General features: G+C 71.2%; 18 protein-coding genes. 9 read left to right on the top strand and 9 right to left on the bottom strand.

Features of this window, described 5'->3' with window-relative positions:
- Positions 1 to 8: 8 nt before the first annotated feature.
- From OCS65_RS16800 to OCS65_RS16790, 3 genes are all read right to left on the bottom strand, one after another.
- Positions 9 to 971, bottom strand: a complete 963-nt coding sequence (locus tag OCS65_RS16800) for a sigma-70 family RNA polymerase sigma factor (protein ID WP_006935004.1) — start codon at positions 969 to 971, stop codon at positions 9 to 11.
- 181 nt (positions 972 to 1,152) lie between these two features.
- On the bottom strand, positions 1,153 to 2,634 hold the full coding sequence (locus OCS65_RS16795) for a DUF7782 domain-containing protein (RefSeq protein WP_050035133.1): 1,482 nt from the start codon (positions 2,632 to 2,634) through the stop codon (positions 1,153 to 1,155).
- Between the two features lie 54 nt (positions 2,635 to 2,688).
- A complete protein-coding gene (locus tag OCS65_RS16790) occupies positions 2,689 to 3,048 on the bottom strand; it encodes a DUF3099 domain-containing protein (RefSeq protein ID WP_006935000.1) in 360 nt (119 codons plus the stop codon).
- Between the two features lie 72 nt (positions 3,049 to 3,120).
- On the opposite strand from OCS65_RS16790, the gene OCS65_RS16785 reads away from it, so the two are divergent.
- The gene (locus OCS65_RS16785; protein ID WP_029543394.1) at positions 3,121 to 3,357 is read left to right on the top strand and encodes a DUF3039 domain-containing protein; all 237 of its coding nucleotides are present in this window, start codon (positions 3,121 to 3,123) and stop codon (positions 3,355 to 3,357) included.
- Here the strand turns inward: OCS65_RS16785 and OCS65_RS16780 are convergent.
- Entirely contained in the window at positions 3,330 to 4,511 is a 1,182-nt protein-coding gene (locus tag OCS65_RS16780) for a YihY/virulence factor BrkB family protein (protein WP_029543396.1), read from the bottom strand. The two genes, OCS65_RS16785 and OCS65_RS16780, sit on opposite strands and share 28 nt — an antisense overlap.
- A gap of 257 nt (positions 4,512 to 4,768) precedes the next feature.
- On the opposite strand from OCS65_RS16780, the gene OCS65_RS16775 reads away from it, so the two are divergent.
- A complete protein-coding gene (locus OCS65_RS16775; RefSeq protein ID WP_029543398.1) occupies positions 4,769 to 6,493 on the top strand; it encodes a DEAD/DEAH box helicase in 1,725 nt (574 codons plus the stop codon).
- Between the two features lie 118 nt (positions 6,494 to 6,611).
- Here OCS65_RS16775 and OCS65_RS16770 read toward each other — a convergent pair whose 3' ends face one another.
- Entirely contained in the window at positions 6,612 to 6,812 is a 201-nt protein-coding gene (locus tag OCS65_RS16770) for a DUF7455 domain-containing protein (protein ID WP_003935586.1), read from the bottom strand.
- Positions 6,813 to 7,067: 255 nt separating this feature from the next.
- Here OCS65_RS16770 and OCS65_RS16765 point away from each other — a divergent pair, with 255 nt between their 5' ends.
- Genes OCS65_RS16765 through OCS65_RS16755 form a run of 3 tightly spaced genes read left to right on the top strand, consistent with a single transcriptional unit; the run spans position 7,068 to position 9,164 of the window.
- Positions 7,068 to 7,412 carry a DUF952 domain-containing protein gene (locus OCS65_RS16765; RefSeq protein ID WP_185712721.1) on the top strand — a complete coding sequence of 115 codons (345 nt, stop codon included), beginning with the start codon at positions 7,068 to 7,070 and terminating at the stop codon, positions 7,410 to 7,412.
- A gap of 45 nt (positions 7,413 to 7,457) precedes the next feature.
- Positions 7,458 to 7,940, top strand: coding sequence for a cation:proton antiporter regulatory subunit (locus OCS65_RS16760; protein ID WP_029543402.1), 483 nt, complete (start codon positions 7,458 to 7,460; stop codon positions 7,938 to 7,940).
- Positions 7,941 to 7,943: 3 nt separating this feature from the next.
- Complete coding sequence (locus OCS65_RS16755) at positions 7,944 to 9,164, top strand: cation:proton antiporter (RefSeq protein ID WP_006938150.1); 1,221 nt, start codon at positions 7,944 to 7,946, stop codon at positions 9,162 to 9,164.
- Between the two features lie 10 nt (positions 9,165 to 9,174).
- On the opposite strand, the gene OCS65_RS16750 is transcribed toward OCS65_RS16755, so the two are convergent.
- Together OCS65_RS16750 and ppgK are read right to left on the bottom strand one after the other, a co-directional pair.
- Complete coding sequence (locus OCS65_RS16750) at positions 9,175 to 10,533, bottom strand: RNA polymerase sigma factor (RefSeq protein ID WP_006938149.1); 1,359 nt, start codon at positions 10,531 to 10,533, stop codon at positions 9,175 to 9,177.
- A gap of 134 nt (positions 10,534 to 10,667) precedes the next feature.
- The gene (gene ppgK, locus OCS65_RS16745) at positions 10,668 to 11,453 is read right to left on the bottom strand and encodes a polyphosphate--glucose phosphotransferase (protein ID WP_006938148.1); all 786 of its coding nucleotides are present in this window, start codon (positions 11,451 to 11,453) and stop codon (positions 10,668 to 10,670) included.
- 122 nt (positions 11,454 to 11,575) lie between these two features.
- On the opposite strand from ppgK, the gene OCS65_RS16740 reads away from it, so the two are divergent.
- Positions 11,576 to 12,472 (top strand): inositol monophosphatase family protein, encoded by an 897-nt coding sequence (locus tag OCS65_RS16740; RefSeq protein ID WP_006938143.1) that lies wholly within the window; start codon positions 11,576 to 11,578, stop codon positions 12,470 to 12,472.
- Positions 12,473 to 12,487: 15 nt separating this feature from the next.
- Here OCS65_RS16740 and cei read toward each other — a convergent pair whose 3' ends face one another.
- On the bottom strand, positions 12,488 to 13,171 hold the full coding sequence (gene cei / locus OCS65_RS16735) for an envelope integrity protein Cei (protein WP_006938142.1): 684 nt from the start codon (positions 13,169 to 13,171) through the stop codon (positions 12,488 to 12,490).
- Between the two features lie 367 nt (positions 13,172 to 13,538).
- Between cei and OCS65_RS16730 the strand changes: the two genes are divergently transcribed.
- A complete protein-coding gene (locus OCS65_RS16730; protein ID WP_029543409.1) occupies positions 13,539 to 13,841 on the top strand; it encodes a DUF4193 domain-containing protein in 303 nt (100 codons plus the stop codon).
- 86 nt (positions 13,842 to 13,927) lie between these two features.
- Here OCS65_RS16730 and OCS65_RS16725 read toward each other — a convergent pair whose 3' ends face one another.
- Positions 13,928 to 14,437, bottom strand: a complete 510-nt coding sequence (locus OCS65_RS16725) for a DUF3093 domain-containing protein (RefSeq protein ID WP_006938139.1) — start codon at positions 14,435 to 14,437, stop codon at positions 13,928 to 13,930.
- A gap of 19 nt (positions 14,438 to 14,456) precedes the next feature.
- Here OCS65_RS16725 and dut point away from each other — a divergent pair, with 19 nt between their 5' ends.
- Positions 14,457 to 14,927: a dUTP diphosphatase gene (dut, locus tag OCS65_RS16720; protein WP_029543411.1), complete on the top strand. Its 471-nt coding sequence runs from the start codon at positions 14,457 to 14,459 to the stop codon at positions 14,925 to 14,927.
- 1 nt (position 14,928) lies between these two features.
- Positions 14,929 to 15,732, top strand: coding sequence for a DUF3710 domain-containing protein (locus tag OCS65_RS16715; protein ID WP_231772875.1), 804 nt, complete (start codon positions 14,929 to 14,931; stop codon positions 15,730 to 15,732).
- Positions 15,733 to 15,745 lie beyond the last annotated feature (13 nt).

Below are 15,745 nucleotides of genomic sequence, written 5' to 3'. Positions count from 1 at the left end.
CTGCCCGGTCAGCTGGCGTAGGCGCGGAGGCGTTCGGCGCGGTCGCCCTCGCGGAGCTTGCCCATCACTTCCCGCTCGATCTGGCGGACCCGCTCACGGGAGAGACCGAACAGCTTGCCGATCTGGTCGAGGGTGCGGGGCTGGCCGTCGTCGAGGCCGTAGCGCAGCCGGATCACCTGCTGCTCGCGCTCGTCCAGGGTGGCCAGGACGCTGCGCACGTCGCTGTGCAGCAACCCGGCGATCACCGCGTTCTCCGCGGACGTCGCCTCGGCATCCTCGATGAAGTCGCCGAGCGGGGCCTCCTCGTCGTTGCCGACCGGCATGTCCAGGCTCACCGGGTCGCGGCTGTGGTCCAGCAGGTCGCCGATCTTCTCGACCGGGATACCGGACTCCGCGGACAGTTCCTCGTCGGTCGCCTCCCGGCCGAGCTGCTGATGCAGTTCCCGCTTGATCCGGGCCAGCTTGTTGACCTGCTCGACGAGGTGGACGGGGAGCCGGATCGTGCGGCTCTGGTCGGCCATGCCGCGGGTGATGGCCTGCCGGATCCACCAGGTGGCGTAGGTCGAGAACTTGAAGCCCTTGGCGTAGTCGAACTTCTCCATGGCGCGGATCAGGCCGAGGTTGCCCTCCTGGATCAGGTCCAGCAGGGGCATGCCGCGGCCGGTGTAGCGCTTGGCCAGGGACACGACCAGACGCAGATTCGCCTCGAGCAGGTGACTGCGGGCGGCCTGACCGTCACGCACGACGATCGCCAGGTCGCGCTTCTTCGCGGCGGTGAGCCGCTTCTTGGTCTCCAGCAGATGCTGGGCGTACAGGCCGGCCTCGATCCGCTTGGCCAGTTCCACCTCGTCCGCAGCGCTCAGCAGGGCCGTGCGGCCGATCCCGTTCAGATAGACGCGGACCAGGTCCGCGGCCGGGCTCTGGCTGTCGAGGTCGGAATCGACGCGGGCGGTGGTATCGGGGCGTGCCATGACGTGCCTCCTCATCGGTGGTGTCTCGATGCGTTCAACGCGCAGGACCCCTGGGAAAGTTCCCGGGGTTCCTCCGTGGGAACCGCCCTGACCTGCGTATATGGCGAACAGGTCCTGAGAAGTTGCTGAGAACACACCTCCGTGGGAACCGGCGGGTAACTTTCCGGCCCGCCGGGCCGCCCTACCGGACGGGTTCGACGAGTCCGTGCCGGACGAGCGCCTGCACCAGGGGGACCGCCTGCCCGGCCAGCGCCTGCTCGTCCTCGTCGTGCGCGGCGGCGAGCAGCGCCACCAGCTCCGACAGCGGCAGGCCGTCGGCCCGCATCCCCGCCAGCAGGGCCGCTGCGGGATCGTCCACCTCGTGCTGCCAGTTCGGGCCGCCGCCGCGGTGCACGCGCGTCACCACCTGCCGCCAGCCGTCCGCACCCGGCAGGTACACGCGCTCCAGGGCGGTGTCGGGCCGGACGACGAACCGCGCCTCGAGGACATCGTGGTCGCGCAACCACGCCAGCCGCTCGAAGTAGCCGACGGCCTCCGCCCCGAGCGGGTCGGTGAAGCCGTGCCGCAGGTCCTCGGCGAGCACGTCGCTGGGCGCGTCGGTGCGCCGCAGGTAGACGAACCCGAAGCCGATGCCCTCGACCCGGTGCCGCTCGAAGTGGTCCAGCCAGGCCTCGGCGCGCGCCGCCACCGCCGGATCCCGCGGGTCGGCGTCGCCGTCACGCAGCCACGTCCCCACGTAGAGGGCCGGGTCGGCGACGTCGCGCTGCACGATCCACGCATCGACCCCGTGGGCGGGCAGCCAGGAGGCGATCCGGCGTCGCCAGTCCTCGTCCTCGACGTGCACCCACGAGGCCAGCATCGCCGCGGTCCCACCCGGGTTCAGGTGCTCGGCGGCGCGGGAGACCATCAGCTCGCTCGCGCCGTCGAGGTCCAGGCCCGAGTCCCGGTAGGTGTGCTCGACCCGTCCGGTGCTCACCACGAACGGCGGGTTCGCGATGATCCGGTCGAAGCGGCGGCCGGCCACCGGCTCGAACCACGATCCCTCGAGCAGTTCGACCTCGACCTCGTTGAGCGCGGCCGTGGCGGCGGCCAGATCCAGTGCCCGCGGGTTGACGTCGGTGGCGGTGACGGTGCCGGCGAAGTCGGTGGCGCGCACGGCCTGTACGCCGCAGCCGGTGCCCAGGTCCAGCACCGAGCCGACCGGGTCGGTGGGCATGGCCTGCAGCAGCGACAGCGAGGCGTGCCCGACCCCGAGCACGTGGTCCTCGCGGGTGGGCCGGGGGCGCATCGCCCCGTCGAGGTCCGACAGCATCCAGCGGGTGCCGGTGCCGGCGTCGAGCGGTCGCAGATCCAGCGCCGCGCGCACGCCGTCGCCGTCGCGTTCGAGCAGCCCGGCCGCGATCGCCGTCGCCACGTCGACCGGGGCGAGCGCCGCGGCCACCTCCGCGGCAGGCAGCGTGTCGCACACCAGGAACAGGCGCACGAGGGTGCCGAGATCACCACCGCCCGTCGCGGCCCGCCGCACCGGCACGGGCTCGCCCCGGCCGAGCGCGGCGTGCGCGTCGGGGCCGAGCAGCTCGAGCAGCGTGTCGGTGTCGAACCGGGCGCGCGTCAGCGCCGTGCGCAACGGGGGGCAGATCGAAAGCAGCAGGTCGCGGTCCACCCCCGCATTCTGGCAGCACCCCGAGGCCGCGTCGCCGGGGACCGGGGAGCCGGGTCAGCCCTCGATGATGCGGGGCTGCGGGCCCTCCAGGGCGGTGGTCCCGTCCCCGCGGCCGTCCCAGCGGCTGGGCTCGTCCTTCGACCGCGGTGGCCGATCGTTGGCGATGAGCACCGCCACCCACGGCAACGGGACGGACAGGGCGAGGATGCCCACCGAGAGCCAGGGATTGGCGAACGCCGCGTACGCGAGGGCGGCGAGGATCATGGCGGGGATGCGGAAGGACATGAGCGTGAGGTACTTGCGGACCCGCGCACGGTGCTGGTCCTCCAGCGACAACGCCGCCTCGGTGATCAGAACCGGTTTCTCGGGTGACCCGTCGTCGTAGTCCCCATTGAAACCCGGAGTTCTCGACATCCCTCTACTGTCCCACTCGCGCGCGCGGAATGCACATGCGCATCTGCACCGGGCGTGCGGCATCATGTAACGGTGAGCACCGACATCAAGGAACGGCCGGATACCACCACCGACGAAACCACCGACGACGACACTCCCAAGTTCTTCCACTACGTCAAGAAGGACAAGATCGCCGAGAGCGCGGTCATGGGCACCCACGTCGTCGCGCTGTGCGGCGAGGTCTTCCCGGTGACGCGCTCCCCGAAACCGGGGTCACCGGTGTGCCCGGAGTGCAAGAAGGTCTACGAGGGCCTGCGCAGGGGCGACTGATCGACGGTCTCGTCCGGAGCCGCCGGGACGTGTTCGCCGGCGGCCTTCTCCGCTGCGCGCGGGTGCGGAGCGTCCACGGGGCACGACTCCGGTTCCCGCTGGTCCGGCCGCATGATGTCCGGTAGCCGGATCGGGATCGGCGCCGTCCCGAGCCGCCGGGTCAGGCCGGTCACCGCGGCCGCCGCCGGCGAGGGCGCCGCGGCGGCCCGTTCGGCCAGCCACCGGCGCATCTGCTCGATGCGGGTCTCGCGGGCGGGCCAGAACTCCTGCACGGTCGCGTTGAACTCGGCACCCAGCACGACGGCGAAGCCGAGGAAGAAGGTGAACAGCAGGAACGCAATCGGGGTGGCGAGCGCGCCGTAGGTGTAGCCGGTCCCGGAGACCCACCGCAGATACCAGCGCAGTCCCGCGCTCGACGCCATGAAGAACGTGCCCGCGAGGATCGCGCCGCCCAGCAGCCGATGCCACGGCAGCGATCTCGGCAGCGCCACCTTGTACAGCGTCGTCAGGCCCACGAGCAGCAGCAGTCCCACGCCGGGGTAGTAGAACGTGTCCAGCAGCCGGGTGCCGAGGTCGTACCACGCCGCTGGCAGCGCGCGTCCGATCATGGTCGGCCCGAGCGCGACGAGTGGCAGCGTGAACACCGCCAGCACGAGGAACACCACGTACAGCAGCAGCGCGAAGAACCGCTGCCAGACGGGATGCCGGTGATCGTGCTGGTCGTGTGCCTCGTCGATCGAGTCCACGAACGTCGAGATCGCCGACGAACCCGCCCAGAGCGACAGCAGGAACCCGAGGGACATCACGTCGGCGCGTCCCCGCAGCAGCACGTCCTGCACCGTGGGCCCGATGATGTCGTCGACGACGCTCTCGCTGAACATCGTGCGGCTGAACGTGACGATCTTGGACTGGATGATCTCCACCGTGTCCGGCCCGAACCACCCGGCCACGTACCCGAGACTGCCCAGCAGGCCCAGCAGCAGCGGGGGCAGCGACAGCGTCTGCCAGAAGGCGGCGGCTGCGGCCTTGCTGAAGATGGAGTCGTCCCACGCCTTGGTCGCCGTGCGGGCGATCACCTGTAGGCCGCGATGCACCGGCCGCCGTCGCGGGCTCGATGCGGCGGTGGATCCGGCCGGTGGGGATATCTCGCTCATGGGTACTTCCAGCATTCCTGACGACACGCCGCGGTGCGCGGCGGCGGGCCGACGGGACCGCGAATTCTGTCATGATCGTCTCCTGTCGCCCGCGTCACGGACGGCGGTTCGGATGCGGGCCGGGCTCGCGGGCCGGGATAGGCTGCTCGACGGCCGTCGCCCGCCCGGCGACCGCACGGCGGTGCCCGTTCGCCGCCCGGCGACGTCGCCGTAGAGCGAAACCACCTGCACGACCGGAGAAGGAGCACGAGTAGCCGGTGAGCACCGAGACCCTCGGAACAGCGTCCTCCGCCCCCGCCGGACAGCTGCGCGCCTGGCAGCGCCGGGCCCTCACGAAGTACCTCGCGACGGGTCCGCGGGATTTCCTCGCCGTCGCGACCCCGGGCGCCGGTAAGACCACGTTCGCGCTGCGCGTCGCGAGCGAGCTGCTGCGCGACCGCACCGTCGACCAGGTGACGGTCGTCGCCCCGACCGAGCACCTCAAACACCAGTGGGCCGCCTCGGCCGCCCGCTCCGGCATCGCGCTGGACTCGAACTTCACCAACTCCACGGGCCAGACGTCGAGCGACTTCCACGGCGTCGTGGTGACCTATGCACAGGTCGCCTCGCATCCGTTCAAGCATCGGGTCCGCACCGAGGCGCGCCGCACCCTGGTGATCCTCGACGAGATCCACCACGGCGGCGACGCCAAGAGCTGGGGCGAGGGCATCCGGGAGGCGTTCGGCGACGCCACCCGCCGCCTCGCCCTGACCGGAACACCGTTCCGCAGCGACGACAGCGCCATCCCGTTCGTGGTGTACGAACCGAACGCCGACGGTCTCATGCAGTCCAGGGCCGACCACGCGTACGGCTACGCCGACGCGCTCGCCGACGGCGTCGTGCGCCCGGTGGTGTTCCTCGCGTACTCCGGTGAAGCCCGGTGGCGCAACAGCGCGGGGGAGGAGTACTCGGCGCGGCTCGGCGAGCCGCTCAGCGCCGAGCAGACCGCCCGGGCGTGGCGGACCGCGCTCGATCCCGCCGGCGACTGGATCCCGGCCGTCCTCACCGCCGCCAACACGCGGCTCGAGCAGCTGCGCCAGGGCGGGATGCCCGACGCGGGCGGATTGGTCATCGCCAGCGACCAGACGGTGGCCCGCGCGTATGCCAGGATCCTCGAGCAGCTCACCGGCGAGGCGCCCGCACTCGTCCTGTCCGACGACCCGACGGCCTCCGGGCGCATCTCGGAGTTCGATGCGAGCACCCAGCGCTGGATGGTGGCGGTGCGAATGGTGTCCGAAGGCGTCGACGTGCCGCGGCTCGCGGTGGGCGTGTACGCCACCAGCGCGTCGACGCCGCTGTTCTTCGCCCAGGCCATCGGCCGGTTCGTGCGATCGCGCCGCAAGGGCGAGACCGCGAGCGTGTTCCTGCCGTCCGTGCCGGTGCTGCTCGATCTCGCCAGCCAGCTCGAGGCCCAACGGGACCACGTGCTCGGCAAGCCCCACCGCGAGAAGGAGGGCTTCGACGACGACCTGCTCGCCGACGCCAACCGGCGCAAGGACGAACCCGGCGAGGAGGAGAAGGCGTTCACCGCGCTCGGCGCCGACGCCGAGCTCGACCAGGTGATCTACGACGGCTCCTCGTTCGGCACGGCGACGTTCGCCGGCAGCGAGGAGGAAGCCGACTACCTGGGGCTTCCCGGGCTGCTCGACGCCGAACAGATGCGGGCGCTGCTGCGCCGCCGCCAGCAGGAGCAGCTGGACAAGCCGGCCTCCCCGCCCACCCCCGTCCCGCCGCCGCAGGTGGCCGAGCGGGTGGCGACCGCCGACTCGCTGGCCCGGCTGCGCAAGGAACTGAACTCGCTCGTCGCCATGCACCACCACCGCACCGGCAAGCCGCACGGGGTCATCCACGGGGAGCTGCGGCGGCAGTGCGGCGGCCCGCCGACCGCGATCGCCACGGCCGAGCAGCTGGGCGACCGCATCGCCCTGCTGCGTCAGTGGTGAGCCGGCCGACGGTGAACCGGCCGACGGCACACTCCCGGAACGGCGAAACGGGCGACCACTCGCGGTGGTCGCCCGTTTCGGGTCGGGTCTCGGAGTCGGTCGGCTCCGGAACGGTGGATCAGACGGCGGCTTCGGCGTCGGACTCGGTCACGATCGTGGCGCCGAGTTCACGCAGCCGGTCGGTGTGCTCCTTGGCGTGGTGGCCGCAGAAGAGCAGCTCGCCACCGGTGGCAAGGACGGCACGGACGCGAGCGGCTGCACTGCACCGATCGCAGCGGTCTGCGGCGGTCAACTTCGGGCTGGTCAACGTTCCGGGCATGACTCCTCCAAACTGGCCACCACTGTCGTCGGTTGCCTGGGGTCTGGTCCGCCGCACCGGGCCGGCGCGGTGGATCTACTGTGTCAGACGATTCCCGTTCATGCGTTGTTCCAATCCTCCGGAAATCGTGTCGCGTTTCACCCCGGAACCGGCCGAATGCCGACGACGTGCGGTTTCGCGGCTGGGGGTGTTCGCTCACAGCGCAGAGCCCTCGGCGCCGTCGCGGGCCCGGAACGGTCGTCGAGAGGGGTCGCGGTGACGGATCGGCTGGTACACATCTGCGCGCGGGCCGACTGGGAGCGGGCGCAGCGCAGCGGGACGTTGACCCCCGAGTCGCTCGCCGCGCAGGGGTTCGTGCACCTGTCGGCCCCGGAACAGGTGCACCTGCCGGCGAACCGGTTGTTCGCCGGCCGCACGGACCTGGTGCTGTTGCACATCGACCCGGCCCGGCTCGCGGACGAGGTGCGGTTCGAGCCGGGCGTGCCGGGCGATCCGGCGGGGATGGCGTTCCCGCACCTCTACGGCCCCCTCCCTGTCGCCGCGGTCACCGCAGTCGTCGACTACCTCCCCGACGAAAACGGACGGTTCGGACATCTCTGACGGTGCGCCGTCACCCGTGTCCGCCGTGAGCCCTACTCTGGCGGCATGAACGTCGAAGTGACGCCGCTTCCCGGGATCGGTGTGCGCAAGGACTTCGAGCTGGCGTCGGGTCGTCGGATCGGGGTCATCACGCATCGGGACGGCCATTCGGACCTGATCATCTCGAAGGCAGACGATCCCGACGCCTGCGCCGCCTCGCTACCGCTGACCGTCGAGGAGGCGGCCACACTGAGCAACCTGCTCGGCGCGCCCCAGCTCGTCGCCCAGCTCCAGGAGGACCACCGGGAGCTGCCCGGGATCATCACCCGGCAGCTGCACATCCACGACGGCTCCCGCTTCGACGGGGCGGTGCTCGGGGACACGGCGATGCGGACCCGCACGGGCGTGTCCGTCGTCGCGGTGATGCGCGCGGGGCAGGTGACGCCGTCACCGGGACCGGACTTCGTGCTCACCGGGGGAGACATCCTCGTCGCCGTCGGCACCGCCGACGGGCTGGACGCCGCGGCCAGGATCCTGCGCAACGGCTGACGGATGAACTCGACCACGCTCGCCCTGATCGAACTGGGGGCGGTGTTCTTCGCCCTGGGGGTGCTCGGACGGGTCGCCGCGCGATTCGCCATGTCGCCGATCCCGTTCTACCTCCTCGGCGGTCTGGCGTTCGGCACCGGCGGCTTCGTCCAGCTCGGCGACATCAGCGAATTCAGTCACGTCGCCAGTGAGATCGGCGTGGTCCTGCTCCTGCTGCTTCTCGGGCTGGAATACACGGCCTCCGAGCTCATGACCGGGCTCAAACGTTCCCGCGCGGCGGGTCTGCTCGATCTCGTGCTCAACGCCGCGCCGGGGGCGGCGATCGCGCTGCTGCTCGGTTGGGGTGCGACGGGGGCGTTCGTCCTCGGGGGCATCACCTACATCTCGTCCTCGGGCATCATCGCCAAGACGCTGACCGACCTCGGCCGTCTGGGTAACCGGGAGACTCCCGTGGTGCTGTCGATCCTCGTCTTCGAGGACCTCGCGATGGCGGTATACCTGCCGATCCTGACCGCGGTGCTCGCCGGGGTCAGCCTGATCGGTGGACTCGAGGCCGTCGCGATCGCCCTGGGCCTGGTCACGATCGTGCTCGTGCTGGTGCTGCGGTACGGGCGTTACGTCTCTGCGGTGCTCGACAGCCCGGACAGCGAGACGCTGCTGCTCAAGCTGCTCGGGGCCGCGCTCCTCGTCGCGGGCGTCAGCTCGGCGATGCAGGTGTCGGCGGCGGTCGGTGCGTTCCTGCTCGGCATCGCGATCTCGGGGTCGACCGCCCACAATGCGGCTCGCGTCCTCGAGCCCCTGCGGGACCTGTTCGCGGCGATCTTCTTCGTGTTCTTCGGCCTCAACACCGATCCGACCGCGATCCCCCCGGTGCTGGGGTGGGCGGTGCTGCTCGCCGTCGTCACCGCGCTGACGAAGATCGCCACCGGCTGGTGGGCGGCCCACCGGCACGGCATCGGCACCATGGGCCGGGCCCGCGCGGGCGCCGCACTCATCGCCCGCGGCGAGTTCTCCATCGTCATCGCCGGACTGGCCGTCACCTCCGGCCAGGTGGATGCCGAGCTCGCCGCCCTCGCCTCGGCGTACGTGCTGATCACGGCGGTGCTCGGACCCGTCGCGGCACGGATCGTCGAGCCCGTCACCCGCACCGTGGTGCCCCGGCTACGCGAACGGCCGTCGGCTGCGGAGCCGACGGCCGATCGCCGTGAAGCGGAAGAGTTCTAGACGTCGATCCTCAGTCGAGGTAGTCGCGCAGCACCTGCGACCGCGACGGGTGCCGCAGCTTCGACATGGTCTTCGACTCGATCTGCCGGATCCGTTCGCGGGTGACCCCGTAGACCTGCCCGATCTCGTCGAGGGTCCGGGGCTGACCGTCGGTCAGGCCGAACCGCAGCCGGACGACGCCGGCCTCGCGCTCGGACAGGGTCTCGAGCACCGACTGCAGTTGGTCCTGCAGCAGCGTGAACGACACCGCGTCGACGGCGACCACGGCCTCGCTGTCCTCGATGAAGTCGCCGAGCTGGCTGTCGCCCTCGTCGCCGATGGTCTGGTCGAGGGAGATCGGCTCACGCGCGTACTGCTGGATCTCCAGCACCTTCTCCGGCGTGATGTCCATCTCCTTGGCCAGTTCCTCCGGGGTGGGCTCGCGCCCGAGGTCCTGGAGCAGCTCGCGCTGGATGCGGCCGAGCTTGTTGATCACCTCGACCATGTGCACCGGGATGCGGATGGTGCGGGCCTGATCGGCCATCGCGCGGGTGATCGCCTGGCGGATCCACCACGTGGCATACGTGGAGAACTTGTAACCCTTCGTGTAGTCGAACTTCTCCACCGCACGGATCAGACCGAGGTTGCCCTCCTGGATCAGATCCAGGAATGCCATGCCACGGCCGGTGTAGCGCTTGGCGAGCGAGACGACGAGACGCAGGTTGGCCTCGAGCAGGTGGTTCTTGGCGCGGTTGCCGTCGCGGCAGATCCAGTTCAGGTCGCGGCGCTGCGCGACCGGCAGCTTCTCGCCCTTGTCGGCGTACTCCTGCAGCCGGTAGGTGGCGTACAGGCCGGCTTCGATGCGCTTGGCGAGCTCGACCTCCTCCTCGGCGTTGAGCAGCGCGACCTTGCCGATCTGCTTGAGGTAGGCGCGCACCGAGTCGGCGGAGGCGGTCAGCTCGGCGTCCTTGCGGGCCTGCCGCAGCGCCTCCGACTCCTCCTCGTCCCAGACGAAGTCGCCCGACGCCTTGTCCTTGTCGCTGGGCTCGTCGTCGGCTTCCGTCACCTCTACGACCACGTCCTCGGCACCTTCGAGGTCGGCCTCGGCGACGTCGAGATCCTCGAGCTCGGCTTCCTCGCCCTCGAACTCGTCGCCGGCAGGCTTGCCCGCCTTCTTGGCGGCGGCCTTCTTCGCCGTGGTCTTCTTGGCGGCGGCCTTCTTGGCCGGGGCCTTCTTGGCGGCCGCCTTCTTCGCCGGGGCCTTCTTGGCCGCGGCCTTCTTCGCCGGCCGCTTCGTGGCGGGTGCGGTACCGGTCGTGGTATCCGCGGCGTCCGCGGAGGCTGCCGATTCGTTCGGGGAATCAGCCGTGTGGATTTCGGTGGCTGCCACGTACGCCCTTTCGTGACGAGGTAGTGCGGCGTCGCGCCAGAGTGGTTCCGGCGGAGAGGTCTGTCGGGATCAGGCCGGTTCGCAGCCGGCTGTGCACCATTGTAACGATCGCCGCCACGCGCGATGTGCAGGACTCAGGGGAGTACACCTGTTTTCGCAGCGTAGGCGGCCCCGATGATGCCGGCCGCGTTGCGCAATGCGGCCGGAACGACGGGTGTGCGGTTGGTCAGCAACGGGATCCACTTCTCGTGCTTGCGGCTGATCCCGCCACCGGCGATGAACAGGTCGGGCCACAACAGGGCCTCGAACCGCGACAGCACCAGCGAGACCTCCTTCGCCCACCGCTTGTACGTCCACTCGTTGTTCTCCTTGACCGACGACGCCGCGCGGTGCTCGGCCTCCATCCCGTCGATCTCCATGTGCCCGAACTCGGTGTTCGGCAGCAGATCGCCATTGTGCAAAACCGCCGAGCCGATCCCGGTCCCGAACGTGAGCAGGATGACCACCCCGGACGCGTCCTTGGCCGCGCCGAAGCGGTCCTCGGCGAGGCCGGCGGCGTCCGCGTCGTTCAGGACACTCACCGGGCGGTCGCCCAGAACCGACGAGAACAACGTCCGGGCGTCGGTGCCGATCCACGCCGGATCGATGTTCGCGGCCGTGCGCGCCACGCCGCCCGTCACCACGCTCGGCAGGGTGACCCCCACCGGTCCCGTCCACTGCGCCTCGTCCACGATCCGGGCGACCGTGTCGGCGACGGCCTGCGGGGTGGACGGCTGCGGGGTCAGGATCTTGATGCGCTCGCCCACCAACCGGCCTGTGGACAGATCGACGACGCCGCCCTTGATGCCGCTGCCGCCGACGTCGACACCGAATCCGAGAAGGTCCGGGTCCGGCGTGGCCGGGTGCATCGTCTGCGTCATCTCGCGCTCCCTCTCGTCACCGGAACAGTCACCGCGGGCGACCGCTGTCGTGACGTCACCCTAATCCGAACGTGGCCGCCGCGCGGGTGGTGCCGTGCCGCACAGTGTGTTCGGATACTCGGGTGCCCGACACCCCGGACTCCCGCCCCTCTACGCTGTCCCCCGACGTCACCACGGACCCGGCCCTGCTGCGCGAGATCGCCGTGTCCGTCGCGGCCGAGGCCGCCGGTCACGTGCGCGCCCGGCGGCCCGACCTGTTCCCACCCGCCGACACGGGTACCGACCGCGTCGGCGCGGTGCGGACGAAGAGCACCGACACCGACCCCGTGACGGTGGCGGACACCGAGACCGAGGACCTGATCCGGCGGCTGCTGACCCGGTTGCGGCCGGGCGACGCGATCCTCGGGGAGGAGGGCGGCGCCCACACCGGGTCGAGCGGCGTCCGCTGGGTCGTCGACCCCATCGACGGCACGGTGAACTTCGTCTACGGCATCCCGGCCTACGCGGTGTCGGTGGCAGCCCAGGTCGGGGGGCGGTCCGTGGCGGGAGCGGTGGTCGACGTCGCCGCCGGGGACGTGTACTCGGCCGCGCGCGGGCGCGGAGCCACCCGCACCGACGTCGGCGGAGCGGTGACGCGCCTGCGCTGCAACCCGGTCGACGACGTCGCCCGCGCCCTCGTCGCGACGGGCTTCTCCTACGCGCCGCACCGTCGCGAACGGCAGGGCGCGCTGGTGGCCGAGCTGTTACCGAGGGTGCGGGACATCCGCCGCATCGGTGCGGCCGCCCTGGATCTGTGCATGGTGGCGTCGGGGCGCGTCGACGCCCACTACGAACACGGCCTGCAACCGTGGGACTGGGCGGCCGGTGCGCTGATCGCCGCGGAGGCGGGCGCGTGGGTGCAACTCCCGGCCGGAGCCGGCGACGCCGGCGAGATCACCGTCGCCGCCGCGCCCGGCATCGCGACACAGCTCGCGGACCTGCTCGCCGCGCTCGGCGCCGACGCGCCGATCCCGGCCTGACGGTCCGCGGCGCGCTCAGCAGCGGGCGTCGCGGGCCGCGGCCAGCAGGTCGATGTCGAGCGGCGCGGCGGCCGCGCCCACCGGCGCCTCCCGCAGCGACTGCAGCACCTCCTCGGCGTCGGCGTTGGGCGCGATCTCCTTGGAGTAGGTGCCCAGGGCCAGGTCGACGGTGTCGTCGGCGCGGTCGTCGCGGACGAGTTCGGCGCACGGCGCGACCAGCCACACCGTGCTCGCCGCCGCGGTCCCGGCCGCCCCGAACCTGATCTGGCCGTGACACTGCATGTTCTGGTCGATGTAGACCGGGTCGTTGCCGGCCTGCACATCCGGTGCGCTCGCGAATCCGTATTCGGCCAGCTGGGTTGCCACGTGGGTGGCCTGGCCACGCTCGCCGTTGGCGTTGAACACCCGCACCCGCGTCGCCGCCAGGGGAGCGGGCTCCACGTCGAGCAGGACGGAACGGTCGACCACCTCGCCGAGGGGGGCCGGCTGGGGTCCGCCGGGCTCCGACGGGACGGTCGGCGGGGCGTTGCACGCCACGGTCCTGGACACCGGGTCCGAGCCGGCGAACACCGATGTCCACACCACGATCCCGATCGTCGCCAGGACCGCGAACAGGGCCGCGGCGGGTACGACGCGGCGCCGTGGGAACGGCCGGCCGCGTTCGTCCCGCGCGCGGCCTTCGGTGATCAGGGAAACCACGGCGCCCTGCCTCTCGCATCTCCAAGGGTTGTGTGCGACCACTGTAGAGGGCCTCCCGGTGGGGTCCGCGAAGGTGGGCGACCGGTGGAATGTCTCGAGTTGCTGTGGTGTTGGTGACAATTGACCGACAATTCCCCGGACCGGGTGTATCGGTTACGGCTTCCGTGGGTACTTCCGCTATTGTTCGGCGGCCCAGGTCGTCGAAAGAGGCGACGGCGAGGCTTTCGACAGCGGAAGGCCCGGGTCGTGTCCGGGACCCGGATACGGCCGGTGGGAACTTCCGGAGACGGTCGGGCGTTGCCCGGGCCGAAGGACATGAACAGTGTCCTTCGGCAGGGCACCTGCACGAGGACTAGAGGTAGAGGAAATGGCGACTGACTACGACGCACCGAGGCGAACCGAAACCGATGATGTGTCGGAGGATTCACTCGAAGAACTGAAGGCGCGACGCAACGAGGCGCAGTCCGCCGTCGTGGACGTCGACGAGTCGGACACCGCGGAGTCCTTCGAGCTGCCCGGGGCGGATCTGTCCGGCGAGGAGCTGTCGGTGCGGGTGGTGCCGAAGCAGGCCGACGAGTTCACCTGCTCGAGCTGCTTCCTGGTGCACCACCGCAGCCGGCTCGCGAGCGACGAGAACGGAGTGATGATCTGCCGGGACTGCGCGGCCTGAGTCCTGGAGGGACGGCGCGGCCTGAGTCCCGGAGGGACGGCGCGGCCTGAGTCCCGTAGGGACGGCGCTGACCGGCCGCCCCCGGTTCAGCGTTCGGTCTTGTCGGCACACCCCAAGGCGGCCAGCAGCTCTGCCGGCCGCCTTGTGCTGATCAGCCAGTAGGGGGTGGGGTCGTCCGGGTCGTCCAGCACGACGAGCACCATCGTCCCGATCCACGGGCGGTGCTGGACGTACGCCGCCGGGTCGAGCTGGCGCCCCAGGGCGGCGCTCTTCGCCGACGCCGGCACCACGACACCGCGGGAGATCACCTCGAGCGGCAGGTGCGCCCGGCCGACGATCAACTCCCCGCCCGTCACCTCCAGCCGCAGCCGGGACAGCCACACGAGCGCCCAGACAGGGAACGGCAACAGCAGCACGTACGGCAGCCAGGCGTACAGGCCGGGCGCCCCCATGTGCAGTTCCGCGGCCAGCAGCGCCGCGACGCCCAGGCCTAGGGGCCACCACCACAGCGGCACCCACATCCGTTCGGAATAGACCGGTGCGCCGGTCGTCTGCTGCGCATCCGCATCGGGTCGAGAGGTTCGAGACACGTCCATCAGAGTAGTCTCGGTGCACGTGACCGATCTTCCAGCCGTCCCCCTGCTCCGCCTGGACCCGGGGATTCCCTTGCCCGCGCGGGCACACGCCGGCGACGCCGGTGTGGACCTGTGCACCACGGTGGACGTGACCATCGAGCCCGGGCGGCGAGCACTGGTGGGGACCGGCATCGCGGTGGCCCTGCCCGTCGGCACGGTGGGTCTGATCCATCCGCGCTCCGGTCTGGCCGCGAAGTACGGGCTCTCCGTGGTCAACACTCCCGGGACGGTGGATGCGGGCTACCGCGGGGAGATCAAGGTGTGCCTGATCAACCACGACCCCGACCGCGCGGTCGAACTGCGTCGTGGTGACCGCATCGCGCAACTGCTCGTGCAGAGGGTCGAGCTCGTCGACTTCGTCGAGGTCGGTTCCCTCGACGACACCAGCCGCGGCGCCGGAGGATACGGGTCGAGCGGTGGGCACGCCGGTCTGGTGAAGGAAGGTTCCTGACATGTTCGGACGACGCCGGAAGAACCGGGACGCCGAGGCTCCGGGCCTCGCGGACGAGGGCGACTTCGACTCCGCGCCCGTGGACGACGAGGTGCAGGCGCCCGAGGGCGGTCCCTACGACATCGACGACATCGGCGAGGACGCGGTCGGTAGCCGGCTCGACCTCGGGTCGGTGCTCGTCCCGCTGCCACCGGGCGGGCAGATCCAGGTGGAGATGGCACCGAACGGCCAACCGCAGGCCGTGCATCTGGTGACCCAGCACGGCCGGATCACGGTCTCCGCGTACGCGGCACCGAAGTCCCCGGGGCAGTGGCGGGAGGTGGCCGCCGAGCTGGCCGAGTCGCTGCGCCGCGACAACGCGACGGTGAGCATCGAAAGCGGACCGTGGGGTCGGGAGCTGCAGGGCAGCACCCCGAACGCGGACCTGCGCTTCCTCGGTGTCGACGGCTACCGATGGATGATCCGCTGCGTCGTCGCCGGACCGGCAGGTTCGGTGACGGCCGACTCGCCGCTGGTGGAGACGGCCCGTGCCATCGTCGCCGAGACCGTCGTGCGGCGCGGCCAGGATCCGCATCCGGTGCGGACGCCGCTGCCGGTGGTGCTCCCGAAGGCCCTCGCGGAGCAGCTGGCCGCCGCGCAACAGCAGGCGGCAGCCCAGCAGGCGGCCCAGCAGGCGGCGGCCCAGCAGCCCCTGCCGCCGCAGCAGTCCGCGCAACAGCAGCAGCCCGCGCCGCCCCAGCAGCCCGCGCCGCCCCGGCCGCGGCACGGCGAGTCGGGTTCGGCGATGCAGCAGCTCGGCTTCTGACGGTCCGGTCCCC

This window comes from Rhodococcus aetherivorans (assembly GCF_025722975.1).
Lineage (GTDB): Bacteria > Actinomycetota > Actinomycetes > Mycobacteriales > Mycobacteriaceae > Rhodococcus > Rhodococcus aetherivorans.
This window is presented reverse-complemented; position numbering and strand designations above follow the sequence as displayed.